The sequence below is a fragment of the Aliiroseovarius sp. M344 genome, assembly GCF_025140835.1.
In the GTDB taxonomy this organism is placed as follows: Bacteria; Pseudomonadota; Alphaproteobacteria; order Rhodobacterales; family Rhodobacteraceae; genus Aliiroseovarius.
On sequence record NZ_CP081153.1, the window covers coordinates 1,910,590 to 1,936,635 of the forward strand.

The 26,046-nt window shown below is 57.9% G+C and carries 22 protein-coding genes; 8 read left to right on the forward strand and 14 right to left on the reverse strand.

Annotated elements, in window-relative coordinates; genetic code table 11:
- Positions 1–18: 18 nt before the first annotated feature.
- Positions 19–2,877 (reverse strand): excinuclease ABC subunit UvrA, encoded by a 2,859-nt coding sequence (uvrA, locus tag K3556_RS09325; protein WP_260516526.1) that lies wholly within the window; start codon positions 2,875–2,877, stop codon positions 19–21.
- 211 nt (positions 2,878–3,088) lie between these two features.
- Between uvrA and K3556_RS09330 the strand changes: the two genes are divergently transcribed.
- From K3556_RS09330 to K3556_RS09340, 3 genes are all read left to right on the forward strand, one after another.
- Complete coding sequence (locus tag K3556_RS09330; protein ID WP_260516527.1) at positions 3,089–3,442, forward strand: rhodanese-like domain-containing protein; 354 nt, start codon at positions 3,089–3,091, stop codon at positions 3,440–3,442.
- Positions 3,443–3,555: 113 nt separating this feature from the next.
- Positions 3,556–3,897: an ArsR/SmtB family transcription factor gene (locus tag K3556_RS09335; protein WP_260516528.1), complete on the forward strand. Its 342-nt coding sequence runs from the start codon at positions 3,556–3,558 to the stop codon at positions 3,895–3,897.
- Complete coding sequence (locus tag K3556_RS09340; protein ID WP_260516529.1) at positions 3,890–4,318, forward strand: SRPBCC domain-containing protein; 429 nt, start codon at positions 3,890–3,892, stop codon at positions 4,316–4,318. The genes K3556_RS09335 and K3556_RS09340 overlap by 8 nt, the downstream gene beginning before the upstream one ends.
- Positions 4,319–4,392: 74 nt before the next feature.
- On the opposite strand, the gene lpdA is transcribed toward K3556_RS09340, so the two are convergent.
- From lpdA to K3556_RS09365, 5 genes are all read right to left on the reverse strand, one after another.
- Positions 4,393–5,787 (reverse strand): dihydrolipoyl dehydrogenase, encoded by a 1,395-nt coding sequence (gene lpdA, locus K3556_RS09345; RefSeq protein WP_260516530.1) that lies wholly within the window; start codon positions 5,785–5,787, stop codon positions 4,393–4,395.
- Between the two features lie 156 nt (positions 5,788–5,943).
- Positions 5,944–6,543, reverse strand: a complete 600-nt coding sequence (locus K3556_RS09350; protein WP_312847253.1) for a DUF924 family protein — start codon at positions 6,541–6,543, stop codon at positions 5,944–5,946.
- Between the two features lie 57 nt (positions 6,544–6,600).
- Positions 6,601–7,848 carry an MFS transporter gene (locus tag K3556_RS09355; protein WP_260516531.1) on the reverse strand — a complete coding sequence of 416 codons (1,248 nt, stop codon included), beginning with the start codon at positions 7,846–7,848 and terminating at the stop codon, positions 6,601–6,603.
- A gap of 113 nt (positions 7,849–7,961) precedes the next feature.
- Positions 7,962–9,014: a tRNA preQ1(34) S-adenosylmethionine ribosyltransferase-isomerase QueA gene (gene queA, locus K3556_RS09360; protein WP_260516532.1), complete on the reverse strand. Its 1,053-nt coding sequence runs from the start codon at positions 9,012–9,014 to the stop codon at positions 7,962–7,964.
- A gap of 48 nt (positions 9,015–9,062) precedes the next feature.
- Positions 9,063–12,803: an AsmA-like C-terminal region-containing protein gene (locus K3556_RS09365; RefSeq protein ID WP_260516533.1), complete on the reverse strand. Its 3,741-nt coding sequence runs from the start codon at positions 12,801–12,803 to the stop codon at positions 9,063–9,065.
- 117 nt (positions 12,804–12,920) lie between these two features.
- On the opposite strand from K3556_RS09365, the gene bcp reads away from it, so the two are divergent.
- The 4 genes from bcp (at position 12,921) to K3556_RS09385 (ending at position 16,304) form a co-directional block, all read left to right on the forward strand.
- Positions 12,921–13,403 carry a thioredoxin-dependent thiol peroxidase gene (gene bcp, locus K3556_RS09370; protein WP_260516534.1) on the forward strand — a complete coding sequence of 161 codons (483 nt, stop codon included), beginning with the start codon at positions 12,921–12,923 and terminating at the stop codon, positions 13,401–13,403.
- Entirely contained in the window at positions 13,400–14,284 is an 885-nt protein-coding gene (locus K3556_RS09375; RefSeq protein ID WP_260516535.1) for a ferritin-like domain-containing protein, read from the forward strand. The genes bcp and K3556_RS09375 overlap by 4 nt, the downstream gene beginning before the upstream one ends.
- Before the next feature lie 186 nt (positions 14,285–14,470).
- A complete protein-coding gene (locus K3556_RS09380; RefSeq protein ID WP_409557744.1) occupies positions 14,471–15,790 on the forward strand; it encodes a DUF5930 domain-containing protein in 1,320 nt (439 codons plus the stop codon).
- Complete coding sequence (locus K3556_RS09385) at positions 15,780–16,304, forward strand: polymer-forming cytoskeletal protein (protein WP_260516537.1); 525 nt, start codon at positions 15,780–15,782, stop codon at positions 16,302–16,304. The genes K3556_RS09380 and K3556_RS09385 overlap by 11 nt, the downstream gene beginning before the upstream one ends.
- Positions 16,305–16,396: 92 nt before the next feature.
- Here the strand turns inward: K3556_RS09385 and K3556_RS09390 are convergent, their stop codons facing one another.
- Complete coding sequence (locus K3556_RS09390; RefSeq protein WP_260516538.1) at positions 16,397–17,185, reverse strand: DUF2189 domain-containing protein; 789 nt, start codon at positions 17,183–17,185, stop codon at positions 16,397–16,399.
- A 224-nt stretch (positions 17,186–17,409) separates the two neighbouring features.
- Between K3556_RS09390 and K3556_RS09395 the strand changes: the two genes are divergently transcribed.
- Positions 17,410–17,904 carry a hypothetical protein gene (locus K3556_RS09395; protein WP_260516539.1) on the forward strand — a complete coding sequence of 165 codons (495 nt, stop codon included), beginning with the start codon at positions 17,410–17,412 and terminating at the stop codon, positions 17,902–17,904.
- Positions 17,905–17,916: 12 nt separating this feature from the next.
- On the opposite strand, the gene prfB is transcribed toward K3556_RS09395, so the two are convergent.
- The 7 genes from prfB to K3556_RS09430 form a co-directional block, all read right to left on the reverse strand.
- A complete protein-coding gene (prfB, locus tag K3556_RS09400) occupies positions 17,917–19,044 on the reverse strand; it encodes a peptide chain release factor 2 (protein WP_260516540.1) in 1,128 nt (375 codons plus the stop codon).
- Positions 19,045–19,133: 89 nt separating this feature from the next.
- Entirely contained in the window at positions 19,134–19,574 is a 441-nt protein-coding gene (locus tag K3556_RS09405) for a hypothetical protein (protein WP_260516541.1), read from the reverse strand.
- 97 nt (positions 19,575–19,671) lie between these two features.
- The gene (locus K3556_RS09410) at positions 19,672–20,781 is read right to left on the reverse strand and encodes an ABC transporter ATP-binding protein (RefSeq protein ID WP_260516542.1); all 1,110 of its coding nucleotides are present in this window, start codon (positions 20,779–20,781) and stop codon (positions 19,672–19,674) included.
- Positions 20,782–22,440 carry an alpha-amylase family glycosyl hydrolase gene (locus K3556_RS09415; RefSeq protein WP_260516543.1) on the reverse strand — a complete coding sequence of 553 codons (1,659 nt, stop codon included), beginning with the start codon at positions 22,438–22,440 and terminating at the stop codon, positions 20,782–20,784. It lies immediately after the preceding gene.
- Positions 22,441–22,443: 3 nt separating this feature from the next.
- Entirely contained in the window at positions 22,444–23,580 is a 1,137-nt protein-coding gene (locus K3556_RS09420; protein ID WP_260519215.1) for a carbohydrate ABC transporter permease, read from the reverse strand.
- The gene (locus tag K3556_RS09425; protein WP_260516544.1) at positions 23,577–24,572 is read right to left on the reverse strand and encodes a carbohydrate ABC transporter permease; all 996 of its coding nucleotides are present in this window, start codon (positions 24,570–24,572) and stop codon (positions 23,577–23,579) included. The genes K3556_RS09420 and K3556_RS09425 overlap by 4 nt, the downstream gene beginning before the upstream one ends.
- An 86-nt stretch (positions 24,573–24,658) precedes the next feature.
- Positions 24,659–26,011: an ABC transporter substrate-binding protein gene (locus K3556_RS09430; RefSeq protein ID WP_260516545.1), complete on the reverse strand. Its 1,353-nt coding sequence runs from the start codon at positions 26,009–26,011 to the stop codon at positions 24,659–24,661.
- Positions 26,012–26,046 lie beyond the last annotated feature (35 nt).

Below are 26,046 nucleotides of genomic sequence, written 5' to 3' on the forward strand. Positions count from 1 at the left end.
GCCGGGCTTTTTTTTGGATCATTCGCCAGCGGCCCGCAACGGCGTCAGCATCTGCGTCAGATAGTGGCCGGTATAGCTTTCCGGAACCGCCGCCACCTGTTCAGGTGTGCCGACCGCCACAATGCGCCCGCCGCCGTCACCGCCTTCAGGGCCGATATCTATCAGGTAATCTGCGGTTTTTACCACGTCCAGATTGTGCTCGATCACCACAACCGTGTTGCCCTGATCGACCAGTTCATGCAGCACCTCCAACAGCTTACGCACGTCTTCGAAATGCAGCCCGGTCGTCGGCTCATCAAGTATGTAAAGCGTGCGACCGGTCGAGCGTTTGGACAATTCCTTCGACAGCTTCACCCGCTGCGCCTCGCCGCCCGACAAGGTCGTCGCCTGCTGGCCCACCTTGATATAGCCCAGCCCCACACGCATCAGCGCATCCATCTTGTCGCGGATCGAAGGCACGGCTTGAAAGAATGTCTGCGCGTCTTCGACAGTCATATCCAGCACGTCGGCAATCGACTTGCCCTTGAACTGCACTTCCAGCGTTTCACGATTATAACGTTTGCCCTTGCAGGTCTCGCAGGTGACGTAAACGTCGGGCAGGAAGTGCATCTCGATCTTGATGACGCCATCGCCCTGACACGCCTCGCAGCGTCCGCCCTTGACGTTGAAGCTGAACCGGCCCGGCTTGTAACCGCGGGTCTTGGCTTCGGGCAGACCCGCAAACCAATCACGGATCGGCGTGAACGCTCCGGTATAGGTCGCGGGATTCGAGCGCGGCGTGCGCCCGATTGGGCGCTGGTCGATGTCGATGACCTTGTCCAGATGCTCCAACCCTTTGATGGTTTCGCAGGGCGCGGGCGTCTGACGCGCGCCATTCAGACGCATCGAGGCGGTCTTGAACAGCGTTTCAATGGTCAGCGTGGATTTCCCCCCACCCGACACGCCGGTCACACACACAAACTGGCCCAGCGGGAAGTCGGCGGTCACATTTTGCAGGTTGTTGCCCGTGGCCTTCACCACTTTGACCTTCTTGCCATTGCCCTTGCGCCGTTGGGCAGGCACAGCGATCTCGCGCGCGCCGGTCAGATACTGTCCGGTTATTGACGCTTTGCAGGCCGCAATATCGTCGGGCGTGCCGTGCGCGATCACCTCGCCCCCATGAACGCCTGCGCCGGGACCAAGGTCGAATACGTAGTCCGCCTCGCGGATCGCTTCTTCGTCATGCTCGACCACGATCACGCTATTGCCTTGATCGCGCAGGTTTTTCAGCGTGGTCAGAAGCCGCCCGTTGTCGCGCTGGTGCAACCCGATCGAGGGTTCGTCCAAAACATAAAGCACGCCGGTCAGGCCCGATCCGATTTGGCTGGCCAGCCGAATGCGCTGACTTTCCCCACCCGACAACGTGCCAGAATTGCGGCTCAGCGTGAGATACTCCAAGCCCACATTGTTCAAAAAGCCCAAGCGTTCACGGATTTCTTTCAGGATCGCACGGGCGATTTCATTCTTTTGGGCAGACAGATGGTTAGGTGCGTCCTCGATCCAGTCCAGCGCCTCGCGGATCGACATCTGAACCACCTGCCCCACATGCAGCCCGCCAATCTTCACCGCCAGCGCTTCGTCGCGCAGGCGATACCCGTGACAGGCGCCACAGGGGCGATTGTTTTGATAGCGTTCGAATTCTTCACGGATCCAGTTCGAATCCGTCTCGCGATAGCGGCGTTCCATGTTGGGAATGACGCCTTCGAACGGTCGCGTCACCTCATAAACGCGCCCGCCTTCGTCGAAGCGAAACTTGATTTCTTCCTCGCCCGAGCCATACAGGAACACCTGCTGCACAGGTGCGGGCAAATCCTTCCACGGCGTGTTCTTGTCAAACTCGTAATGGCGCGCGATGCTTTCGATGGTTTGCAGGAAATAGGGTGACTTTCCCTTGCGCCATGGGGCCAGCGCACCGTCATAGATTTGCAGCGTGGCGTCGGGCACGACGAGGCGTTCATCAAAAAACAGCTCTTTGCCCAACCCGTCGCAAACCGGACACGCCCCGAAGGGCGCGTTGAAGGAAAACAGGCGCGGCTCAATTTCGGGGATCGTAAAGCCCGAGACCGGACAGGCAAAGTTTTCCGAAAAGGTGAAAATCTCGGGCTCACCTTCGGTGGGCGCGGTTTCCAGAAGCGCAATGCCATCGGCCAGATCAAGCGCGGTTCGGAAACTGTCGGCCAGCCGTTGATCCATCCCTTCACGCACCACCACACGGTCCACGACAACGTCGATATTATGGCGGTATTTCTTGTCCAATTTGGGTGGGTTATCAAGCTCGTGAAGCTCTCCGTTCACCTTGATGCGCTGGAATCCCTTCTTCTGAAGGTCTTGAAATTCCTTGCGATATTCGCCTTTCCGGTCACGCACGATGGGGGCCAGAAGATAGGCGCGCGTGCCCTCCTCCATCTTCATCACGCGATCCACCATGTCCTGAACCTGCTGGGCCTCGATGGGCAGCCCGGTGACAGGTGAAAACGGCGTACCGGCGCGGGCAAACAGCAAGCGCAAATAGTCGTAAATCTCGGTCACCGTGCCGACGGTAGACCGAGGGTTCTTTGACGTTGTCTTTTGCTCAATGGAAATCGCAGGCGACAGCCCCGCGATATGATCCACATCGGGCTTTTGCATCATGTCAAGGAATTGCCGCGCATAGGCCGACAGGCTTTCGACATAACGCCGCTGCCCTTCCGCATAGATCGTGTCAAAGGCCAAAGACGACTTACCAGACCCGCTGAGCCCGGTGATCACCACCAGCCGATCGCGGGGAATGTCCACATCGATGGATTTCAGATTGTGTTCGCGCGCGCCGCGGACCTGTATTTCTTTCAGCTCGGCCATTCTGACCCCCAGTTCACAGTTGCTTAACGGTTAGGACAAACCGCGCGGCGGGACAATCGAAAAGTTAGAACATTTGAGGAACATTTACAACTGCTACCCAATTCTCCACCCATCACATTCACTTTTATGAATTTAAATTGCGCCACCCGTTGATCTGTATACGGCGAAACCTATATCTCAGATCAAACCCCAGTCGGGATAGGAGAAACACATGTTTGGAACCATGATGAGCAGGCAAGGATTGGACCCGCGCGAGGCTGTTGCGCGCGCGCAGGCGGGTGAGATCACAGTGATCGACGTGCGTGATCACGGCGAAGTCCAAATGACTGGAAAGGCGAAAGGCGCGGTTGTCGTACCGCTGACCGTCATGCCATTCCAATGCGACCCCAAAGGGCCGGATTTCAACACTGATATCGATCCAACCAAACCCATCGCGCTTTATTGTGCTTCGGGCGCGCGCTCGGCACAGGGTGTGCAACTACTCAAGCGGTTGGGTTATAAAGAGGTCCACAACATTGGCGGCCTGGGTCATTGGTATCAGGCCGGCGGCGAGATCTCTCACTAACCGCCTTCAGAGGCTGCAATCTAAAACGCCGGCGCGAGTCGGCGTTTTTTCTTGTCCGGACGTTCATTCACCTTTCTGGTTGACTGAAAACAAGGCGCGCGTTATTCATCCATATGGTTGAACGAAAGGAAACTGGCCGTCTTAGCACGGTATTGAAGGCCGCGTCTGATCCGACGCGACGTGCCATTCTGACCCTGTTGGCTCAGGAAGGGCCGCTGCGGGTCACAGATATCGCCCGTCATTTCGACATGAGTCTGAACGCGATCTCCAAGCATATCAAAGTGTTGGAAGGTGCGGGTCTTGCGACCCGACGCACCGAATGGCGCGAGCATCTGATCGAAGTGCAGATGGCCCCCCTTTCCAAAATCGATCAATGGTTTGCCGAATTGCGTTCGATCTGGGCGCTGCGGTTGGATGCCCTCGAAGCTGCCCTTAAGGAGGACGACAATGACTGAACTCTCACTGGAAATAACCCGCCACATCCCCTACCCGCCAGAACGCGTCTTCGATGCCTGGCTGGACCCGAAGATGCTGACGAAATTCATGATCCCCGGCGCCGGCGTGACGGTGCCCGAGGCCACCGCCGATGCCAAAGTTGGCGGCCGCTTTCGCATCATAATGCGGGTGCCCAACGCCGGCGATCTGCCACATCAGGGCGAATACAGGGTCATCAACCGGGCCAAGAAGCTGCAATTCACATGGGAATCGCCTGCAAGCACGGCCGAAAACTCGGTTGTCACGCTGGACCTGACGCCCAAGGATGGCGGAACGGATCTGCGGCTGCATCACATCCGGTTTCCATCCGAAGAAAGCCGCGACAACCACAATGGCGGTTGGTCGTCTATTATATCAAAACTGGATGAGGTTCTGACCTAAGAGCGTGTCAGACCGGAGTGCCGTCCACCTACTCAAAGAAAAGGCCGGGCGATTTGCCCGGCCTTTTCTGTGGCTTACATGTGAATGACGCGATCATAAGCGTCCAGCACCGCTTCGTGCATACTTTCCGAGATTGTCGGATGCGGGAAGACGGTGTGCATCAACTCTTCTTCGGTGGTTTCCAGCGTTTTGCCGACCACATAGCCCTGGATCATTTCGGTCACTTCCGGGCCGACCATATGGGCGCCCAGCAACTCGCCTGTCTTGGCATCGAAGATGGTCTTGATCATGCCTTCCGGGTCACCCATGGCGATGGCCTTACCATTGCCGATGAACGGGAAGCGACCAACTTTGATCTCGTGCCCCTGCTCTTTTGCCTTAGCTTCGGACAGCCCGACGCTGGCAACCTGTGGGTGACAGTAAGTGCAACCGGGGATGCTTTCGGGCTTCACCGGATGGGCGTGCAGGCCCGCGATCAGCTCGGCAACCATTACGCCTTCATGGCTGGCTTTGTGAGCAAGCCACGGTGCACCGGCGATATCACCAATAGCATACAAGCCATCAACACCCGTGCGGCAATGCGCGTCGGTGACGACGTGGGTGCGATCAATTTTCACGCCCAGCTTTTCAAGCCCCAGACCTTCGACATTGCCAACGATCCCAACAGCGGAAATCACCGTGTCGAATTCCTGCTTCTCGACCTTGCCGCCGACTTCGATGTGAGCTGTGACCTTGCCCTTCGCCCGGTCGAGCTGTTTGACCATGGCTTTCTCCATGATCTTCATACCCTGCTTGACGAAAGACTTCTTGGCGAAGGCCGAGATCTCTGCATCTTCGACCGGCAACACGCGATCCATCACCTCGACGACCGTTGTGTCTGCGCCCAAAGTATTGAAGAAGCTGGCAAATTCGATGCCGATTGCGCCGGACCCAATGACAAGGAGCTTTTTCGGCATGCGGGGCGGGTTCAGCGCGTGTTTATAGGTCCAGACCAGATCGCCGTCGGCTTCCAGCCCCGGCAACTCACGGGCGCGCGCGCCGGTGGCCAGCACGATGTTCTTCGCCGTCAGCTCCTCGGTCCCTTTGTCGGTTTTGACCGAGACTTTGCCCTTGGCAGGGATCGTGGCCTCGCCCATCACAACATCGACCTTGTTCTTCTTCATCAGGTGGCCGATGCCGCCCGAAAGCTGTCCGGCCACACCGCGCGAACGCTTCACAATCGCTGGCAGATCATAGTCGATTTTGTCTGCGGACAGACCAAACTCTTTGGCCCGATGCATCAGGTGGAACACCTCTGCCGAGCGCAAGAGCGCTTTAGTCGGGATACAACCCCAGTTCAGGCAAATACCGCCCAAATGCTCTCGTTCGACGATGACAACCTTCTGCCCCAGCTGGGCCGCCCTTATGGCCGCCACGTATCCGCCCGGCCCTGCGCCGATCACGATGGTATCATATGCCTTACCCGCCATGGGGGATCCTCCTCATCCAAAAAGTAGTTTGCCATTAAACTATTTTGTTCAACGGATCAATGATCCTACGGAAGACCCGCTATTCGCTCAGCGAAACACTCGCAGGCCTCTCACCAGAATGGGAACACAAATGGAGTGACGGTGCAACTGTGGTACTTACCCGCCCTCGGCCTCGAACTTTTTGCGAAGGGCGGTGTATCCGCCATTCTCAATAAACGCGCGTTCTTCATCGGTGGTATCGCGCCCCAACGCGTCATTGCGATAGGGAAAGCGCCCGAAACGCTCGATGATCGCCCGGTGCACACGGGCGTGTAACGTGTCACCCTGCCCCGGTGTGTCGGCCATCCGCTCTGCCATCAGCGAAATGCACCGATCCTGATCAGCCATCGCTTCGCTGTGCATGAAAGGCATATAGAAGAACTGCCGGTCCGGCAGGGCAATCTGCATGTCCAGGCCGCGCGCGATTGCATGATCGGCACAGGCGTGCGCCGCCGGGTCGGTAGCAAAGGACCGCGCGTCGCCGCGAAACATGTTGCGTGGAAACTGGTCTGTCAGGATCAGAAAGGCCAGCGCCCCGTCCGGGGTATCGCGCCAGTCATCGCGCGAACCGCCCCGTGCAGCCTCCCAGTCTGCCATGAACCGGGTGCGGATGGTGTTGTCCAACGCGTCCGAGCTTTCATACCAGCCCTTCGGCCCGACATCCTTTATCCAGAACGTGGTTATTTCATCTGGTGCTGACATGGTTGCGCCCTCCATTAGCAACACCCTAACGACTAACACCTGCTGTGCAAGGCAGCTTCTAAAGGCTCAGGCTTACTCGTCCAGCTCGGCCTCGTCGGCCCAAACTTCCTGCGCCATGTCTACAGCCACCAGCGACGACGCAGGCGACATGTTCACATAAGCCCCCGTATCCTTGGGCCCCGGGCTGGACCGTCGGGATACGCGCCACAGGCCATAGGCCAGAAAACCAACCAGCAAAAGTGCCATATAGCCAAAGAACCCAAGCGGCCCCATCACGCCCATAACCCAGCCGGTCACGACGGGGCCAGCGATGGCCCCCATTCCATTGATGAAAAGCAGTCCAGCCGAAGCGGCAGGCATATTCTCCGGTTCCAGAAAATCATTCACATAGGCCAACAGCAGCGCATATAGGGGGTTCGTCATGCCACCCAGAAAGAACGAGGCTATCAAAAGCACCTCGTAACGTGTGCCGAACACAACCGGCAAAAGTGCAGCCACTGCGGCGATTGTGGTGATGATCAGGATCAGGGTACGTCGATCCATTCGGTCGGAAATCCAGCCGATCGGGTATTGCAGCACCAATCCACCGATATAAAGCGCGGACACAAAGCCCGAGATTTGCCCAACCGTCAGGCCGATTTGCTGACCGAACACAGCTGCCATTCCGAATTGCGCGGCAAAAACGCCGCCAAGAAGTGCGAAACCCACACAGCCGAGTGGCGAGATATGGAACAGTTCTCGCAAGCTCAGACCTTTTGTGGTCTCGAACGCAGGCGTTGGGTTGACCGACAAAAGAATGGGCGCGAATGCGATGGACACGAGCACCGAAGGTAGGATGAACAGGATAAATCCGCCGGGATCGCCGATCACCACAAGCCCTTGCGCCGCAATGATGCCCACCATCTGCACAAACATATAAAGCGACAGCGCTTTACCGCGATTTTCGTTGTCTGCTGCATTGTTCAGCCAGCTTTCCGCTGTCACGTACACACCCGAGAAACAGAACCCGACGATGACCCGCAGGACCGTCCAGATCCAAGGGTCGGTGAACGTCGGAAACAAAATCAGCACCGCCGAGATGAACGACCCAAGGGCCGCAAAGACCCGCACATGCCCTACGCGGCGGATCATGATGGGCGCCATGCGCGAGCCAAACAGGAACCCAGCGAAATAGCCCGACATAACGACGGACAGCTGGAACGTTGAAAACCCTTCCATGCCACCACGGATGCCCAACAACGTGCCCTGCACACCATTGCCGACCATAAGTAACATCATGCCAAGGAGCAGCGCCCAAGAGCTCGACAAGACCTGTAGCATGGGATTCTCCTGAATGCGTCGGTTATCAGATTAGCAAACCCGCGCGACCGTAAAGCGACAGATCACGACCATTGAAGGTCTGCCACCGCCCCGGCCCGCGTTTGGTCGTGCCTTTAAGGCAGCAACAACGAACTGTCACCATATGAAAAAAATCGATAGCGCCGTTTGATCGCATGAACATAAATCGCGCGCGTCCGATCCGTCCCCATCAAGGCAGAGACCAGCATCATAAGTGTTGATTTCGGCAGGTGAAAATTGGTCATCAAGCCGTCGGTAATCTTGAACTGATAACCGGGGGTGATGAAGATATCCGTCTCTCCCTGCCACGGCGAAATCTTTCCGGGCGCGGTGGCAGCGCTTTCAATCAGCCGGAGCGCGGTTGTGCCCACGGGAATAACGCGCCCACCTGCTGCTTTCGTGGCTTCGATCTCCTGAGCAGCCTCGGCACTGACCCGACCCCATTCGGCATGCATTTTGTGCTGTGTGATGTCGTCGACTTTTACCGGCAGGAACGTCCCTGCCCCGACATGCAGGGTGACATGGGTCAGATCGACCCCCATTGCCGTGATCTGTTCCAAGAGATCGTCGTCAAAATGAAGCGACGCGGTTGGCGCGGCTACGGCCCCGGAATGGCGGGCGAAAACGGTCTGGTAGTCCTCATTGTCGCGCGCATCAGCGTCACGCTTTGCCGCAATATAGGGGGGAAGCGGCATTTTCCCGGCACCTGCAAGGGCGGCATCGAACGCCGCGCCCTCAAGATTGAAGCGGATCACAGCCTGTTCACCATCCCGCCCTACATAGTTCGCCGACAGATCGTCCGAGAATACAATCACGTCCCCTTCCCGCAATTTGCGCAGCGGCTTGGCCATAACGTGCCATTGTCCGGCTTTATCCGGGGACAGAAGCGTGATTTCGATCTTTGAGATGCCTTCGCCCGGCGCTTGACCGGCCCGGGTACGGGTGCCGAAAAGACGACCGGGAATAACCTTGGTGTCGTTCAACACCAACCGGTCACCAGGCCGAAGCCAATTCGTCAGGTCGCTGAAATGCGCGTCTGTGATCTGATCAGCCGCCGCCACCAAAAGACGGCTGGCCGTGCGTGGGCGCGCAGGCCGGGTGGCGATCAGATCGTCAGGCAGGTCAAAATCAAAATCACTGAGTTTCATGGCCGCGCGTGTAGGTCGCTTCCCTGCCCGCGTCAATCGGATTACCCATTACTGCCCTTCCGGCCGCGTAGGTGGGTTGCGGCGGAAAATGTCGCGAAAGAACCCCGGTGTAAACAGCGACAAGGGGTTCACGCCGACTTTTGGGTCGGTCGCTGTGCCTTTTAGTGTATAGTTGAAGCCCACCAGCCCTTCCCCCTTGCGTGCAAAAATACGGCCGGCCGAGTTTACCAGATAGAACGGCGACAGCACCCCCTGCATGTCCATTTGGCCAGACCCAAGGAAATAGTACCCGTCCATCGAGATACCCATGGAATGGCCGGTCGCCGCGCCCTCGTAGATCGTCACCTTTTCCGGATCCAGCCGGAACCGCGCGTCCACATCGGTGAACGGGATGCCCTGCCCCCCCAGTTGCTGCAGCAAGCCGACCACCGAAATGGCAGACAAAAGCTCTGCCATGGCCGGAGCATCATGAACATCGATATTTTTGATTTTCAGTTTGCCGTCGTAAACGCCTTTGCCGCCGCTGGGGGCAAGGATCAACTCCATGTCGCCTTTGCGCGCGGATTTCAGAACCCCAGCCGCACGCAAAACGCCACCTGCATCCTTACTGGTCAACCGAAAGGCAGTGCCCTTTGGCTGCGCGGCCGCAGTGCCCTGAATCTGCGGGCCACCCCCGATGCGCCCGCGGAAAGTACCATTGAGGCCGCCTTTGGCTTGCGTGAAATCCCCTTCGAATCCGGTGACCGAGATGCCTTTCGAGATGATGAGCTTGTCCAGCAGAAGCGAGATGGGCACGGGTTGGTCAGCGCTACCGCTGCGTTGAGCAGACCCAAGTGTCGCTTGGCGCATGTCAACCGTGCCACCCTTCACGGACACCGCGACCGGTTGCCCGGCCCCGCGCCCGGTCAGGGTGACTGGCGCATCCAGCCAACCGCCCAGGGTGACCCGATCAAACTGCGCGGCCACCAGACCGCCGCCTTCGGCCATGATGATGCTACCATTGGCGTCCAACCCTGCGGCGCGCAGAGAAATCTCATCGATCACTGGTGCCTTGCCCAGCTTGCCCTTGAGTTTCAGCGCGCCATTGCTGCTTCGGGCTTTCGACCAGCCCAGTGGGGGGATGCTCAGACCAAGGCCGCTTAACGAGGCCTCCAGTTCCATTCGAGGCGCTTCGCCACGTGCCAAAGAAATCTCATACTTGCCCTTGGCCGCACCCGTTACGCTGCCCTTCGGCAAGCCGATCGAGAATGCATCCAGAAAGGCCTGATCAAGCGTCATTTCACCCGTGACAGTCGACCGACCCGATGACTTTCCTGCCTCAAACGCCTGCTCCCACCGACCCGAGACTGGGACGCCCGACAAACTGCCGTCTCCGCTTATGCTGACGCCCTTGTTCGAGACAGCGAGATCAGCACGAGGCAGTTTCAGAACGCGGCCGGCGACTATTTTTTCGCTGCTGACATCGCTGAGCACACCGGCCAACTCATAATCGATTGCGCTGCGCGGCGTTTTGGGTTGCATTGCGATGTCGATCCGCCCCCCTAAAGTGACGCGCCCTTTTGCCATGTCCGGGCCAATCGCGCCTTCAGGGGCGTCGCGGAACACCCGAAACGGCTTGTCATCAAGCAAGTGCAGAGCAGCCGTCATTGGACCAGAGACAGCCAGATCCACCCAAGCCGGAACCGGCGGGCGTGGCGCAGCTGGGTCCACTGGTGGGCGCGCCATTTCCGGGATCACGAAACTGGTCCCCGACGCGTCAAGCACACCGGCCACAGCATTGTCGCGATCAAGCGGTCGCACGACACCCTGATCAGCGGTCACCACCAGACGCCGCCCGTCAATGCTGAACTGGCCGGCTGCGTTTTCGATGGGCACCATCTCTTTGACCGCATGCACGGTGACGCCATCAAACGCCGCACTAAGGGCTGTGTGGGCTCGCTTGCCCTGCACTTTGCGCCACGCAACCGTCACATCGGTGAATTGACCCTTGGCAACGTTATCGCGGGCCCAGATACGGGTGCGCTGCCCGCCTGTGAGTGGCCAAAATGCCTTGACCTGATCGGGGCTGACATGGTCTGCCGCCGCGTCGACCGCAATTGTCCAACCGGCAGAGCCGATGCCGATCCGGGCCGATCCGGTCGCCAGCGCGCCTTCATGCGTTACAGCAAACTGCCCGATATCAACCCGGAACGGATCAAGGTTCAGCCGAAAATCTGCCGAACCCTGCCCCAGTGTCAGTGGCGCTTCGAATATCTCTGGCGGGCTGATCCGCGCCTGCGTCAGGTTCAGTTGCCCCAAAAGTTCGGTCGGCCAGCCGCCCGACCATCCGCGCAGATAGGAATGACCGTCGGCCTGAATTTCACCCCAGTCTGACTGCAGCGTCATCTGGGTGAAGTTCATCCGCTCACGTTCGGGGTCGTAATCGAGATAGACCTTGCCGCCAGTGAATTTCACGGGTTTCGCCTCGGGATCAGGCGACAGACGGCCCGCGCCGAACTCCAATGTGCCGGCAAGTCCAGACACGACGCCTGTTTCGTCAATCACGGTGCGCAACGCACCCGAGATCGGCGCATCCACCAACCCCAGAAAGGTTAAGAGCGGAGTCTGGGCGGCGATGTCGCGCGCCAAGGCATTCTTGAATGTCGCCGTCAGACGGGCAGATGAATTGCCCTTGGTCGACCGGAACCCCAGCACGGTTTCGGCCAATTCTTCGGTCTGGTTAAAAACATCAAACGACAAAGTCATGTCGACTAATGTCGCGGTCTGGCTGATCTTAAGCGAGCCGTCCGTGACCTGCCACAATCGCCCGGTCCGCGCGTCTTCCAACGTAATCGTCAGGTTCGAAGCCGTAATGCGGTCGGTATTCGACAGGATGCCCGTCATGAAAACTGCGTCAATGCGATCAAGGACCGAGGCCAGATCGCCGCTCGCCCCGATACCTTGTCCAAGGCTCATATCGAATGACCCGTCACGGCTGCGCCGTATGGTGATCTGTGCACCTCTCAGAGACAGGGACGCAGGCTCGACCCGCCCCGAGAAGACCGGCCCCAGCAACAACGCCCCTTCGACCGCATTCAATCGCCCGATCTCAAGCCCGGTTTCGTCACGCACACCCAGATCGACAAGTCGCAATCGGGGCAGCCCCAGTTTGGTGACACCCAGTTCGACTTGCGACAAAGAAAGCTTCACGCGGTTGGTCTGAGCGTTAATTTTTGCTTCGATCCGTTCCGTTGCCCATTTTGGCAGAACAAAAACGTGACCCGTCACCGACATGGACAAAAGCGACAGAAACACCGCCGCCGCCGCAACCATCACGAACGACCAGAAACCAAAATGCCATTTCAACCGTTTCCGGCGGCGCGCACGAAGATCGGGTGGCACGTGGTCGCTGTCCTGCGACGCCTTGCGGCCACGCCAGCGTCTGTGTGCTACAGGCACGACCAGCACCTCAGCACCAATACCCTGTGGGTCGACGAGGGCTGCATCGACATTACCTTCAGCGGTGCCGGACTTCTCGTCCGAAAAGTCATCATCTCGGTCTGGATCGGGCGTCTCTATGTCCGATGCGACAGAATCTTCCCCACTGGACACATCGTCGGCAGTCGCCTCGACAGCGGCTTCGTCTTCTGCGTCATCGCTTTTCTCTGTGTCATCGGAACGATCTTTCGACTGCAACAGCGCAACCTCTGCCTTGGACAGTTCTTTTTTGTCAGACGGCAGATCACCAGCCGTGTCCGAGGGCGCGCCCTCGACATCATCTTGTTGTGCTGGCTTGTCGTCTTCGTCCATACAGATTGCCCAAATGCCGCTTGGCTGCGCTGCCTCGTGCCTTTCATCCCAATGCGAAACGGCATAGAAGGAAAGTCAACAGAACACTAGAGACTCAGCACCAAGAAAGCCAAGACAATGACGGATAACATGCTGAAGACAGGCGATATTGCGCCGGATTTCACCCTGCCGCAAGACGGCGGCGCAGATGTGACATTGTCGCTGCTCGCGCCAGCACCAGTGGTGCTCTATTTCTACCCAAAGGACAGCACCCCCGGATGCACCACAGAAGCGCTGGATTTCTCAGCCCTTTTGCCAGAATTTCAGGCCCTTGGCGCGCATGTCTTCGGTGTCTCAAAAGACAGCCTGAAGCGGCATGAAAACTTTCGCACCAAGCAAGACCTCAGCGTTCCGCTGCTGTCCGATGCTGACAGTGACGTGTGCGAGCGCTATGGCACTTGGGGTGAGAAGATGAACTATGGCCGCACCTATATGGGGATCACCCGCACCACCTTCCTGATTGGTGCCGATGGCAAGATTGCGCGGGTCTGGAACAAGGTGAAGGTCAAAGACCACGCCGACGAGGTGCTTGCCGCCACGCGCGACCTGGCCAAGGCATGAGCCGCGTCGACCAGCCCTTGTCACGACCCTTGGCCGAAATGGCCGACGCGGTGTTGCGCACCGCGGACGGGCGCGCCAAAACGGCGCTGGCGCGAACCTACGCTGCCGAATGGTTTGCTGCACGCGACGCAGGCACAATCGGCAGCCCGCTAACGGATCGCGAAAAGATCGTCGGCGCGGCCACACCGCCCGATTTCCCGGCCCGGCCCGACAAGCCCGAATTGAAAGACCCGCGTGATGTGCCGCGCCGCCGCCCCGGCAGCCGGGACGGCCAGATCGCGCTGCTTCACGCCGTCGCACATATCGAACTGAACGCGGTGGACCTGCACTGGGACATCATCGCCCGCTTCACAGACACGCCGATGCCGCTTGGGTTTTACGACGATTGGGTGAAAGCCGCAGATGAAGAGGCCAAGCACTTCAACCTTGTCAGCGATTGCCTGGAAGCACTGGAAAGCCACTACGGCGCGCTGCCAGCCCATGCCGGCATGTGGAAAGCAGCTGAAGACACGGCGGATGATCTTCTGGGGCGGTTGGCGGTTGTCCCGATGGTGCTGGAAGCGCGCGGCTTGGACGTGACACCCGGCATGATCAAGGTGTTTCGCAACGCCAAGTTGGAGGACACGGTCGCTGCCCTGGAGGTGATCTATGCCGAAGAGGTCGGCCATGTCGCCTATGGGTCGAAATGGTTCCACTTTCTGTGCGGGCGTCACGAGCTGGACCCGAAAGACACGTTTCACGACCTTGTTCGCACCTATTTTCACGGTGCACTCAAGCCGCCTTTCAACGAAGAAAAGCGTGCCGAGGCCGGATTGCCGCCAGACTTCTATTGGCCGCTGACGGAAAAAACGCCTGCTCAGACGCGCGGAACGCCCAGCTGACATCAGATTTCTGGTGAAATTGATCGGCAATATCTCGCTTGAAACCACGATGATCGTTGAGGAAATTCAAAATTCCTTGCGTGAATGTGTTCGCCACGCTAATCACCACGGGTCTGGATGGGTCGCCACAAGAAGCAAAACTGCCAACAGACAAGGGATCAAAGGGATAAATTCGGGGCTTCAGACTTGCATACTAGCTTGATGAACAAGGTTAATCACCTTCTTGAACGCGTGTTCCCAGAACAACGCCTTTTTCTGCGTTCCGAAGATGGTACACGCTTTGTTCGACTGTCACCGCTGACCCAAGCATTGGGTTGGACCGGTTCAGCCGCGTTTTTTGCATGGTCGATTATTGCGACCGCCGTCCTTTTGATGGATTCCATCGGCTCGGGCAATCTGCGCGATCAAGCGCAGCGCGAGAAGCTGCTGTATGAACAACGTCTGCAATCACTGTCCGAAGAGCGTGATGCACGTGCGTCCGAAGCCGCCGCCGCGCAGGAACGCTTCAACCTGGCACTGGCCGAGATTTCGGATATGCAAAGCGAACTGCTGGCATCTGAAGAAAGCCGCAAGGAATTTGAAACCGGCATCGGCGTTATTCAAGCCACATTGCGCCGCACAATGGGCGAACGCGACAAAGCCAAGGACAGCTTGGAAACCATGCTGGCCGCTGCACAGCAAGACAGTGCCGCTGGTGCAAAGGGCTCAGTCCCTGTTCAGGCAACCGCCACATTGGACTTCCTGACCACAGAACTGACACGCACCGCCGCCGAACGCGACCTTGTTGCGCAGAACGCCGTCGAAGCCGAGCGCTTCGCACAGGACATGCTGTATGAGGCCCGCCTGCGCGATGAGCGCAACGACCAGATTTTCCGCCAGCTTGAGGACGCCGTGACGATCTCGCTGGAGCCGCTGGATAAGATGTTTTCCAAATCCGGCATGTCGGTTGATCACATATTGGATCAGGTACGCCGGGGGTATTCCGGTCAGGGTGGTCCGCTGACCCCGATGATTCTGTCGACCCGCGGCCAGGGCCCCGACCCCGACGCGGAACGCGCCAATAACATCTTGGGCGAACTGGATAAAATGAACCTGTATCGCATCGCGGCACAGAAAATGCCATTTGGTATGCCGGTCAAATCCGGGTTCCGCTTCACGTCGGGCTTTGGCTCGCGTTGGGGCCGGATGCATAATGGCACTGATTTCGCCGCGCCGGTTGGCACACCTGTCTATGCTCCTGCCGACGGCGTCGTGATCAGCGCCTCTTGGAGCTCGGGCTACGGGCGACTGATCAAGATCCGCCACGAATTCGGGATCGAAACGCGCTATGCCCACCTTTCGCGCATGAATGTGCAAAAGGGACAAAGGGTCTCGCGCGGAGAGAGAATTGGTGATATTGGAAACTCCGGGCGTTCAACCGGCCCGCATCTTCACTATGAAGTGCGCATCGGTGGCAAGCCCATCAACCCGATGATCTATATCAAGGCAGCAAAAGATGTTCTCTAAAAGCAGGATCAACGAACCGGGACCCAAAGCCGGTGACAAGGAAACCCAATCCGAGGCAGTGGCTGACAAGCCCGCATCCTCTGCCCCGGCAGTTCCACCCGCGCCATCCTCGGCTGCTCCAAAGGTTAAGCCGCCCGCATCTACTCTGTCGTCAGACATTGTGATCAAGGGTGACATCAAGTCGACCGGTGACATTCTGGTCGAAGGCACCGTCGAGGGCGACATTCGCGCCCACCAACTGACCATTGGCGAAAGCGCCACGGTGCGCGGCGAAGTTGTCGGCGATGATGTCGTCATCAATGGTCGCATCATTGGTCGCCTGCGTGGCCTGAAAGTGCGCCTGACATCATCGGCGCGCGTCGAAGGCGACATCATCCACAAGACCATCGCCATCGAAAGCGGCGCGCATTTTGAAGGCTCGGTGCAACGTCAGGACGATCCGCTTGGGGGCTCCAAGCCGGCGGCACCACAGGCCGCCGCTGCTCCGGTTCCACCAAAGGCCGACAAAAGCTAATTCGTTCCCCATAAGGAACTGAAAAAGGCCGCCCATTGGGCGGCCTTTGTTGTGTTCCGGTTGGTCAGATACGGGCTTTGACCTTTGCGCGGCTATTCCTCGAAACTCATGACCCGGCGATACAGATGCCATGTCGCATGGCCCAATACGGGCAACACGACGAACAATCCCACAAAGAACGGCAGCATCCCAAGCAGCATCAGCAGAGAAATCAGAATGCCCCACCCGATCATCGGCACGAGGTTCTGTAGAACCGACTGGAATGAGTAGATCATCGCAGTAATGAAATCGAGTTCGCGATCCAGCAGCAAAGGCAGGCTGGTGACGGTCAGCGAAAACAGGCAAAATGACAACACGGCCCCGACGCCGGTTCCGACGATCAGCATGGTAATCCCATTGCGGTTCAGCAACGCGTCTTGCCAGTTAGAGGTGATGTTGGTCAACGGCTCCAGCCCCATGAAAATCGCAAAGACCAGATGCGCCACGAAGACCCAGAACATGAAGATCATGATGATCACCATGGCGATGGACGGCATTTGCCGATCTTTCTGGTTCACCACAACGCCCAGCACCTGGGCCCAATCAAGCGGCTCACCGGCTTCCATCCGGCGGCTGACTTCGTACAGGCCGACCGCCAGAAACGGCGCAAGCAGCGGAAAACCAAGCGCGACCGGAATGATCCAGTAGCTTTGCTCCAGCACATCCAATTGCAAATAGATCACGATCCCCATGATCACATAGAAGGCCGCGAAAAAAAGCCCAAAAGCCGGGGCGCGCATGAAGTCCCGAAAGCCGGCTTTCAATGCGGAAATGATATCTTCAAAACCGATGGATTCGATGTTTGGCGGCGCGGACGCCTCCAAGGTTGTCGAGTCTGTCATATGTCCTCCCAGCACGTATTAAATTTTCGCGCGTAAGAAGAGTGTCGCGGTTGCAGTGCAAATCGTCAAGCTTATGAACATGTGAATATGAAGTAAGATTCAGGAAAACAGACGCATCAAACACGCATTTCATGCTACACACCTCGGACCCCTTTACTTCGCGCTTGGGCAATCTTGCGCTATTCTGGGTGCAACCAACACCGATGGAACTAGGAGGTTGCGCTATGACGTGGGAAGAACGGACCAAGGTTGGGGCAACTCTTTTGTCACTTGTTGCCATCGTCGTAGGCGGCTCACAATTCATCCAAAATCAGCGCATTTTGGCTGCCACGCCGTTTCTGCAAAAGAAGCTGGAGTGGTGTGAAAAAGCTGTCACAACAGTGTCTGCTTTAGCCGTGAGCGATTTCCCCAGCCCGGAAGTCGAGCAAAATTTCTGGCAGCTTTACTGGGGGCTGATGGTGCTGATCGAAAATGAGAGCATCGAGAAGGCAATGGTCGAATTTGGAGAAGCACTGGAAGGGTCGCGCCAAATTGAAAGTGGCGCTAAAGACAGCGCCACGCCCGTGATCGGGCTGCGAGGAGCCTCGCTTGGCGTCGCACGTGCTTGCCGAAGGGAACTTGCCGAAGAATGGTCGCCATCTTGGTTGCGGCAGGCCGACACAACAGAGGCGACAAGCCCACAGAATAGCGCGTTCCCGTCATCCCCAAACAGCAAATGAACCCGCCAGAGTTTATTCTTCCGCGTTCGCTTCAGCTCGCGACTTACCAGCCACATCCTGCGCCAGCACTGCCGCCATGAACGCATCCAGATCACCATCCAGCACGCCTTTGGTGTCCGATGTCTCGTGCCCGGTGCGCAGGTCTTTGACCATCTGATAGGGCTGCAGAACGTATGACCGGATCTGGTTGCCCCACCCCGCGTCGCCCTTGTTTTCATGGGCCGCGTTGATGGCTTCGTTCCGTTTATCCAGCTCCATTTGGTATAGTCGCGACTTCAGGGCCTTCATGGCGATATCGCGGTTCTGGTGCTGAGACTTCACCGAACTGGTGGTGACGATCCCGGTCGGGATGTGGGTGATCCGAACGGCCGAATCCGTCGTGTTCACGTGCTGGCCGCCTGCACCCGACGACCTATAGGTGTCGATGCGAATGTCAGACGGGTTCACATCGATCTCGATATTGTCGTCGACCACCGGATAGACCCAGACCGAGCTGAAAGAGGTGTGGCGTTTGGCGGCGCTGTCGAACGGAGAAATCCGAACAAGACGATGCACACCACTTTCCGACTTTAACCAGCCGTAAGCGTTATGGCCGGAAATCTTATAGGCGGCGGATTTGATGCCCGCTTCTTCGCCCGCACTTTCCGATTGCAGTTCGACCTTATAGCCCTGCTTTTCCGCCCAACGAACATACATCCGCGCCAGCATCGACGCCCAGTCGCAGCTTTCCGTGCCACCGGCACCAGAATTGATCTCAAGAAACGTGTCGTTGGCATCGGCTTCCCCGTCCAGCAACGCTTCTAACTCAGCAGCCGCCGCCTTTTTGGCCAGCTTCCCGAGCGAGGCTTCCGCTTCCGCGACAACCTCCGCATCATCTTCCATTTCGCCCATTTCGATCAGGTCGATATTGTCCTGAAGGTCCTGCGCCATCGCTTTGTAATTGTTTACGGAATCCAAAAGGCCCTGACGCTCGCGCATCAGCTTCTGCGCGCGTTCCGGGTCGTTCCAAAGGTCCGGGTCTTCGGTCATCGCGTTGAATTCCTCCAACCGATGTTCTGCCGTGTCCCAACCGATCCGCTGACGCAGCAGCGCCAGAGATTTCTCGATTGCGTCAACGTTGTTCTGAGCCTCTGCCCGCATGGGTGCGTCCCTTGTCCGAAAACCTGCCCCCGCAATATCAACAGGGGCGCGGATGAGCAAGATGATCAGTTGTTGGGCGTTGGCTCACCCTATTTGTTTGCGCCTGCAGATATGTGTGTGATTCTACCTTTGAACATCGATATCCCAACGGTGGCATCGCACCGGTAAAAGAACAGACGCCCTGGCAATTTTCGGGGTCTGCAAAAGGCAATGACTTGATCACGTTCAAATTGCTTTGATGCTGGACCATTCACGGAGTATCCTATGGACTCCCCTGATAGCTCACATCCTGCGCGTTCGAAATAACTGGAGATCTGCTCGCTTGTGCATTGGACGCCTAGAAGCGACTGCCCTAAGCGGTCGCTGGCAATTTGCCAGAAATTTGCGCCGTCATTGTCTAAAAACAGATTCTCAATCGGAGGTGCGTTTATTATCCTTGAGCAGGCATACTTGTCAGTTTCGGCAAGCGCGGCGATGATTGATCCTCCATACAGGCCCGCCGCGCCGATCACGGCCAATATCAGATTCATCAATTCACCTCGAACAAACCTCGTGCTGTTAGCCTAGGACGGGTGATATTGATCAATCAATGGTAGATCAGCGCAATAGATGATTGCCGTGGGTCGCTCACCCCCGCATCGTCACACCGTCATGAAAAATCTGAAGCTTCGATGGGTCCGCGGTCAGCTTGACCGTCTTGTTTTTCAGATCATCATGGATGCCCGGTACCTTGGCGATCAGGTGAGTTTGATTGGCGCTGTCCGCCCCCTCGCCCACCGACATATTTGCAGGCAGGTACAGCAGTGTGACCTCACCCAAGGCTTCGACGATTTCGACCTTGCCGGTGAAGATCGCGTCGCCGTCGGTCTGCACGAAATCCTCGGGCCGTACGCCAAGATTGACGGGCTTGCCCATGTCGGCGTCGGTGGTGGCAACGTCCGCGCGCCCGAGGCCACCTGCATCCAGCGTTACCTCGGTCTGCGAACCCGTGCCGGTGATCTTGCCGGGCAGCAGGTTCATGGCAGGCGAGCCGATGAACTGCGCCACAAATTCGGTGCGGGGACGTTCATAAAGCTCCAGCGGGCTGCCGACCTGCGCGATGCCTTTGTTGGCAAGCACCACGATCCGGTCGGCCAGCGTCATCGCCTCGACCTGATCATGGGTCACATAGATCATCGTGCTGTCCGGCATCGCCTCTTTCAGTTGAGAGATTTCAATGCGCGTGGCCACCCGCAACGCCGCGTCGAGGTTTGAGAGCGGTTCGTCGAACAGATAGACTTTCGGGTCGCGCACAATCGCCCGCCCAATGGCGACACGCTGGCGCTGCCCGCCAGACAGGGCCTTGGGCAGTCGATCCAGATAGGGTTCCAGCTGCAAGGCCTTGGCGGCTTTGTCGACCGCCGCGTTGATCTCGGCCTTGGGTTTCTTCGCGATGTTCAGGGCAAATGCCATGTTGTCGCGCACCGTCATATGCGGATAAAGCGCATAGGACTGGAACACCATCGCGATCCCGCGCTGGCTGGGGGGCACGTCGTTGACGACCTCGCCATCAATTTCCAGCGTGCCGTCTGAAATCCTTTCCAGCCCCGCTATCATCCGCAACAGCGTGGACTTGCCACAGCCTGAGGGGCCAACAAACACGACCAGCTCGCCGGTTTTAATGTCCAGATTGATATCGCCAAGTACGTTGACTTTGCCGTAATCTTTGCCAACTGCGGACAGCTTCAGATCAGCCATTTATTCGTCCCCTTTTGGTGTCATAACAAGCGATTGCCAACCGCCAAGGTCATAGTTGGTTGCGCCTGCGATGGGAGTGTCGGGTTGCGTCACGTCCACCCAAGCCCCATCAGGCAGTAAGAATTGATGGGCACTGGCCCCGATATTGAAGACGCAAAGCAGGTCCTCATCCGCCAGTCGTCGGCGGAAGCTCAAAACGGTACCATCGACGCGAATACCCTCCATCCCCCCATGCGCAAGCGCGGGGTGGGCGCGGCGAAGCGCAATCGCCTGTCGGTAATGCTGAAGCAGGCCATCCGGCTCGGCCTCGGACAGCTCGACCGCGTGGTGAAGATGTTCGGGCGCTACGGGTAGCCACGGTTTCGGTGCTGCTGTGAACCCGCCATTGCCGTTCGAAGCTTCCCACACCATCGGTGTGCGACAGCCATCGCGGCCTTTGAATTCTGGCCAAAACTCGATGCCATAGGGGTCTTGCAGGTCGTCAAAACCCACATCGGCCTCGGTCAGGCCCAGCTCTTCGCCTTGATAGATGCAAGCCGACCCGCGCAAACACATCAGAAGCGTTGCCAGAAGCTTCTGGCCTTCGGGCGGCAAGCTCCAGCGCGTCGCGTGGCGCACCACATCGTGGTTGGAATAAGCCCAGCAGGCCCAGCCATCTTCGGCAACCCGCGCCACATGCGCCATCACCTCTGCCACACGGGCCGCGTCAGGTTGATCGCCGGACAGAAGTTCGAACGCGTAACACATATGGGCCAGATCATCCCCGGCGGTGTATTCGCCCAGTATCTCCAACCCGCGCTGTGCATCACCGACCTCGCCCAGAATGGCGCCGTTGGTCGGTGCCATGACCATGCGCAATTTGCGCAGAAACGCCAAGGTTTCGGGCCGGTTCTTGTCATAGACGTGATCTTGATGGTTATACGGGTTCACCGCAGGCGCGATCGAGGCATTGCGATCCTCGGGCGCAAGCGGCGGATTGTCCCGCAGTTGCGCGTCATGGGTATAGAAGTTGATCGTGTCCAGCCGGAACCCATCCACGCCCCGTTCAAGCCAGAACCGGGCCACATCCAGCAGTGCGTCCTGCACGTCAGGTTCGTGGAAATTCAGGTCCGGCTGCGAGGTCAGGAAGTTGTGCAGATAATACTGGCAGCGCCGCGCATCCCAGGTCCAGGCCGACCCGCCGAAAACCGACAGCCAGTTGTTGGGCGGTGTCCCGTCCGGTTTCGCATCCGCCCAGACATACCAGTTTGCTTTGTCGTTTTCGCGGTCCTTGCGGCTTTCGGAAAACCATGGGTGCTGGTCCGAGCTGTGGCTGAGCACAAGGTCGGTCATCACCTTCAACCCCAACCCGTGCGCCGCCTGCACAAGTGCATCGAAATCTGCGAGCGTGCCGAACATCGGGTCCACATCTCGGTAATCGGAGACGTCATAACCGAAGTCTTTCATAGGCGAGGTGAAGAACGGCGAAACCCAGATTGCGTCCACGCCAAGACTGGCGACATAGTGCAACCGACGCGTGATGCCGCGCAGATCCCCAATACCGTCGCCATTATCGTCCTGAAAACTGCGCGGATAGATCTGATAGATTACTGCGCCACGCCACCAGTCTGCCTGTTTGGCCAGATGCGTCAGCGCGCTGTTTGCGACGGTTGCATTCATTTCTCAGCCTCCTTTGACCGAGCCGGCCAACAGACCGCGCACAAGATAGCGTTGTAGTGAGAAGAACACCGCAATTGGCACAGCGATGGACACAAAGGCCGACGCGGCAAGGATTTCCCAATCCCCCCCACGGGATCCAAGAAGGTCCACGATCCGGCCGGTCATCACGACCTGATCCTCGCCAGTGCCAAGGAACACCTTGGCCACCAGAAGGTCATTCCAGACCCAAAGGAACTGGAAGATCGCGAAAGAGGCCAGCGCGGGAAAGCTAAGCGGCAGGATGATCTTGCGGAAAATCGCGAAGTCGGACGCGCCGTCGACGCGGGCGCTTTCAATGATCTCGCCCGGCAGACCCGCCATGTAATTTCTGAGCAGGAACACCGCCAAGGGCAGACCAAACCCGGTATGCGCGAGCCATATCCCGATATAGCCTTTGCCGATCCCGATATTGTTATGCAGCTTCAGAAGCGGGATAAACGCGACCTGAAGCGGCACGACCAACAGGCCCACAATGCCCGCGATCAAAAGCGCGCGGCCCGGCATCTCCATCCATGCCAGCGCATAGGCTGCAAACGCCGCGACAAGGATTGGGATGATGGTGGCAGGAATCGTGACAGTCAGCGTGTTCAGAAGCGCCTTGCCCATGCCTTCGGCAAACAAGACCTCGCGGTAGTTATCCAGCGTGAAGCTGGGCGGGCTTTCTGCGCGCACGAACAGGCGTTGACCGCGGCTGCCTGACGGTTGCTCGCTATACGTGATCCGGTAATCCCCGTTGGCTTCAACACTGATCTGGTGCCCTTTCGCGTGGGTCGCGATCTCGCCCGGCGCGAAAGCTTCTGGTTCGCGAGAGGTGATACCGAAGGCGGTCACGTCACCCGAACCACTTTCAAAAACACTGCCAGACAGGACCCAGCCGGCACCGTCTGGTGTGGCATTGTCCGGGGCATCAGCGCGCACGATGATGTTTTGTTCCGAAGCAGACATTGCAGTCCACCAGCCCGACGTCGAAATCGCATCACGATCACGAAACGAACTGACCAAAAGGCCAAATGTCGGGATGATCCAAAGAAGGACCAGAAATCCGACCGACAGGTTGACCGCCCATGTCAGGCGGGATTTTGTACCAGCCATTTCCATCAGCGGTTCTCCTTATGTGCGTTCGAGATGTTCCAGATCATGACCGGCGTGACCAGCAACATGATCACCATGACTATCGCAGAGCCGCGACCAAAATCTGGCGAACCGCGGAACATCCAGTCATACATGAGATTGGCCAAAACCTGCGTGCCCCATTGCCCGTTGGTCATGGCAAAGACGATGTCGAAGACCTTCAGGACGGTGACAGTAATGGTCGTCCAGACCACCGCGATCGTCCCCCAGATTTGCGGGATCTTGATCTTGAAAAAGATCTGCATCGGCGTCGCGCCGTCAAGATAGGCTGCTTCAATGGTTTCCTCGCTGATGCCCTTCAGGGCGGCGGACAGGATCACCATCGCAAAGCCGGTCTGGATCCAGATCAGGATGATCATCAGGAAAAGATTGTTCCAGAACGGGACCGTGATCCAAGTTTGAGCGGATCCCCCAAACACTTCGACAATCGCGTTCAGAAGACCGATTTGCTCGCCCTGATTCTCGCCGCGATAGTCATAGATGAACTTCCAGATGACCGAAGCGCCCACAAAGCTAATTGCCATTGGCATGAAAACCAGGCTCTGCGCGATGGATCCCCATTTGATCCGGTCCGTCAATCCGGCGGCGACAAGGCCGAAGAAGGTCGAAGCCGCAGGCACGATCACCAGCCACAGAAGGTTGTTTCCAAGGCTTTCCCGGAACTTCTCGTCTCCGGCAAGCCAGGTGTAATTATCGGCCCCGATAAACGCGCCACGCGTGTCGCGCATGGACAGAAAGAAGGTCGAGAACACTGGGTAGACAAGGTAAAGTCCCAAAACCAGCAGCGCAGGCAGGACGAACAGCCACGGGCGGATCGCATTGGCCTTGTTTATGTTGGCCCCAGCGTTCGGGCCACTGGCCGGAAGCAAGCGATCCAGAAGGATGTTTGAGAAATAGAAATAGGCAACACACCCAAACACGCCCACAACAATTGTCGAAACAGCGAACAGAAGCTGATCCATGACGTCCCCCAATCACCGGTTTTCGGCGTTTTGATATTGGCACAGTCCGGCGGCACATGACCGCCGAACCTGTTGATGTTGTGGGTTTACTTGATCGAGTCCCAGGTCGATTGGATCGACGCGGCCACTTCACCGGCATCCTTGCCGCCGGCATAGTCCACCATACCAGTCCAGAACACGCCGGTCCCGATTGCACCGGGCATCAGGTCAGAGCCGTCAAAGCGGAACGTGTCTGCGTTCAACAGAATATCGTTCATCTTGGCGACGGTCGGATCGGTGTAAACCTCAGTGTTGACACCCTTATGAGGAGTCAGGAAGCCCTTTTGCGCCATCCAAATTTCATGCGCGATCGGGGATTTCAGGAACTCCATAAAGGCTTGCGCCCCTTTTGAATCGCTGGTCACGCCCCAAACGGTGCCTGCCCCAAGGACCGGTTTGCCAAGGTCTTTGTCCGCATAGGCCGGGAAATAGAAGAAATCCGCATCTACGCCCACTTCTGTGCCTTCAGGGAAGAAGGTGGGGATAAAGCTCGCCTGACGGTGCATGTAGCACTGTGGCGGTGAGGCAAACATGCCCTGGGGGCTGTCACGGAAGTCCGTTGTGGCAACCGCGCCCGCACCACCCGAGACATAGGCATCGTTGCGCGCAAAGGCGCCGAATTCCTCAATCGCGGCGACCACTTTGGGGTCGTCGAACGCAAGCTCGTTCTTGGTCCACGCGTCGTAATCTTGCGGCGTATTGATGCGCAGCATCATATCTTCGACCCAGTCGGTTGCAGGCCAGCCCGTCGCACCACCTGATCCCAGACCGATACACCACGGCACGCCGCCATCGGCGACGATCTGATCAGTCAGCGCCTTCAGCTCTTCCATCGACTGCGGCACGTCATAGCCGGCATCTTCGAAATTCTCAGGTACATACCAAACCAGCGACTTCACATCGACTTTGTAGAAAAAGCCGTAAAGCGCATCTGCCCCGTCTTTACCGGCATAGGTCCCAAGATCGACCCAGCTTTGGCCAGCGGCATAGTTGTCACGCACCCAATCGGCCGTTTCGGCTGGCAAGGGCGCTAAAAGCCCCTTGGATGCCAAGTCGGCTGCCAGACCCGGCTGCGGGAAAATCGCGATATTGGGTGGGCTGCCCGCTTCCGTGTCGATGACAATCTGCTGCTCGAAACTGTCAGACCCGGAATATTCCACATCTGCGCCAGTTGCGTCTTCGAAATAATGCACAACGCTTTCGATTAGTTCCTTGTCCGGCCCAAGCCACGGCCCGAGGATCGAAATTTCTTCGCCCGACAGATCCATTGATTTCAGCGCTTCAAAGCTGTCCCAGCTAAACGCCCCCTCGCCCGGCGCGAATTTCAAATGGCCGTCGGCCTGCGCCATACCAACTGTCAGCGCCAGCGCTGCTGCGCTTGCGTAAAATGCGTTCTTCATTGTTTCCTCCCTACGGCCCTCGCGGACCTCCCAGG

Excerpts from the sequence above, each read along its gene's own strand:
- K3556_RS09355 (WP_260516531.1), bottom strand. The coding sequence starts at position 7,848 with ATGCTACAGGTCTTGTCGAGCTCTTGGGCGCTGCTCCTTGGCATGATG.
- K3556_RS09335 (WP_260516528.1), top strand. The coding sequence starts at position 3,556 with ATGGTTGAACGAAAGGAAACTGGCCGTCTTAGCACGGTATTGAAGGCC.
- uvrA (WP_260516526.1), bottom strand. The coding sequence starts at position 2,877 with ATGGCCGAGCTGAAAGAAATACAGGTCCGCGGCGCGCGCGAACACAAT.
- K3556_RS09375 (WP_260516535.1), top strand. The coding sequence starts at position 13,400 with ATGAGCCGCGTCGACCAGCCCTTGTCACGACCCTTGGCCGAAATGGCC.
- K3556_RS09425 (WP_260516544.1), bottom strand. The coding sequence starts at position 24,572 with ATGGATCAGCTTCTGTTCGCTGTTTCGACAATTGTTGTGGGCGTGTTT.
- K3556_RS09340 (WP_260516529.1), top strand. The coding sequence starts at position 3,890 with ATGACTGAACTCTCACTGGAAATAACCCGCCACATCCCCTACCCGCCA.
- K3556_RS09330 (WP_260516527.1), top strand. The coding sequence starts at position 3,089 with ATGTTTGGAACCATGATGAGCAGGCAAGGATTGGACCCGCGCGAGGCT.
- K3556_RS09350 (WP_312847253.1), bottom strand. The coding sequence starts at position 6,543 with ATGGAGGGCGCAACCATGTCAGCACCAGATGAAATAACCACGTTCTGG.
- bcp (WP_260516534.1), top strand. The coding sequence starts at position 12,921 with ATGACGGATAACATGCTGAAGACAGGCGATATTGCGCCGGATTTCACC.
- K3556_RS09365 (WP_260516533.1), bottom strand. The coding sequence starts at position 12,803 with ATGGACGAAGACGACAAGCCAGCACAACAAGATGATGTCGAGGGCGCG.
- K3556_RS09385 (WP_260516537.1), top strand. The coding sequence starts at position 15,780 with ATGTTCTCTAAAAGCAGGATCAACGAACCGGGACCCAAAGCCGGTGAC.
- K3556_RS09410 (WP_260516542.1), bottom strand. The coding sequence starts at position 20,781 with ATGGCTGATCTGAAGCTGTCCGCAGTTGGCAAAGATTACGGCAAAGTC.
- lpdA (WP_260516530.1), bottom strand. The coding sequence starts at position 5,787 with ATGGCGGGTAAGGCATATGATACCATCGTGATCGGCGCAGGGCCGGGC.
- K3556_RS09390 (WP_260516538.1), bottom strand. The coding sequence starts at position 17,185 with ATGACAGACTCGACAACCTTGGAGGCGTCCGCGCCGCCAAACATCGAA.
- queA (WP_260516532.1), bottom strand. The coding sequence starts at position 9,014 with ATGAAACTCAGTGATTTTGATTTTGACCTGCCTGACGATCTGATCGCC.
- K3556_RS09415 (WP_260516543.1), bottom strand. The coding sequence starts at position 22,440 with ATGAATGCAACCGTCGCAAACAGCGCGCTGACGCATCTGGCCAAACAG.
- K3556_RS09430 (WP_260516545.1), bottom strand. The coding sequence starts at position 26,011 with ATGAAGAACGCATTTTACGCAAGCGCAGCAGCGCTGGCGCTGACAGTT.
- K3556_RS09405 (WP_260516541.1), bottom strand. The coding sequence starts at position 19,574 with ATGAATCTGATATTGGCCGTGATCGGCGCGGCGGGCCTGTATGGAGGA.
- K3556_RS09395 (WP_260516539.1), top strand. The coding sequence starts at position 17,410 with ATGACGTGGGAAGAACGGACCAAGGTTGGGGCAACTCTTTTGTCACTT.
- prfB (WP_260516540.1), bottom strand. The coding sequence starts at position 19,044 with ATGCGGGCAGAGGCTCAGAACAACGTTGACGCAATCGAGAAATCTCTG.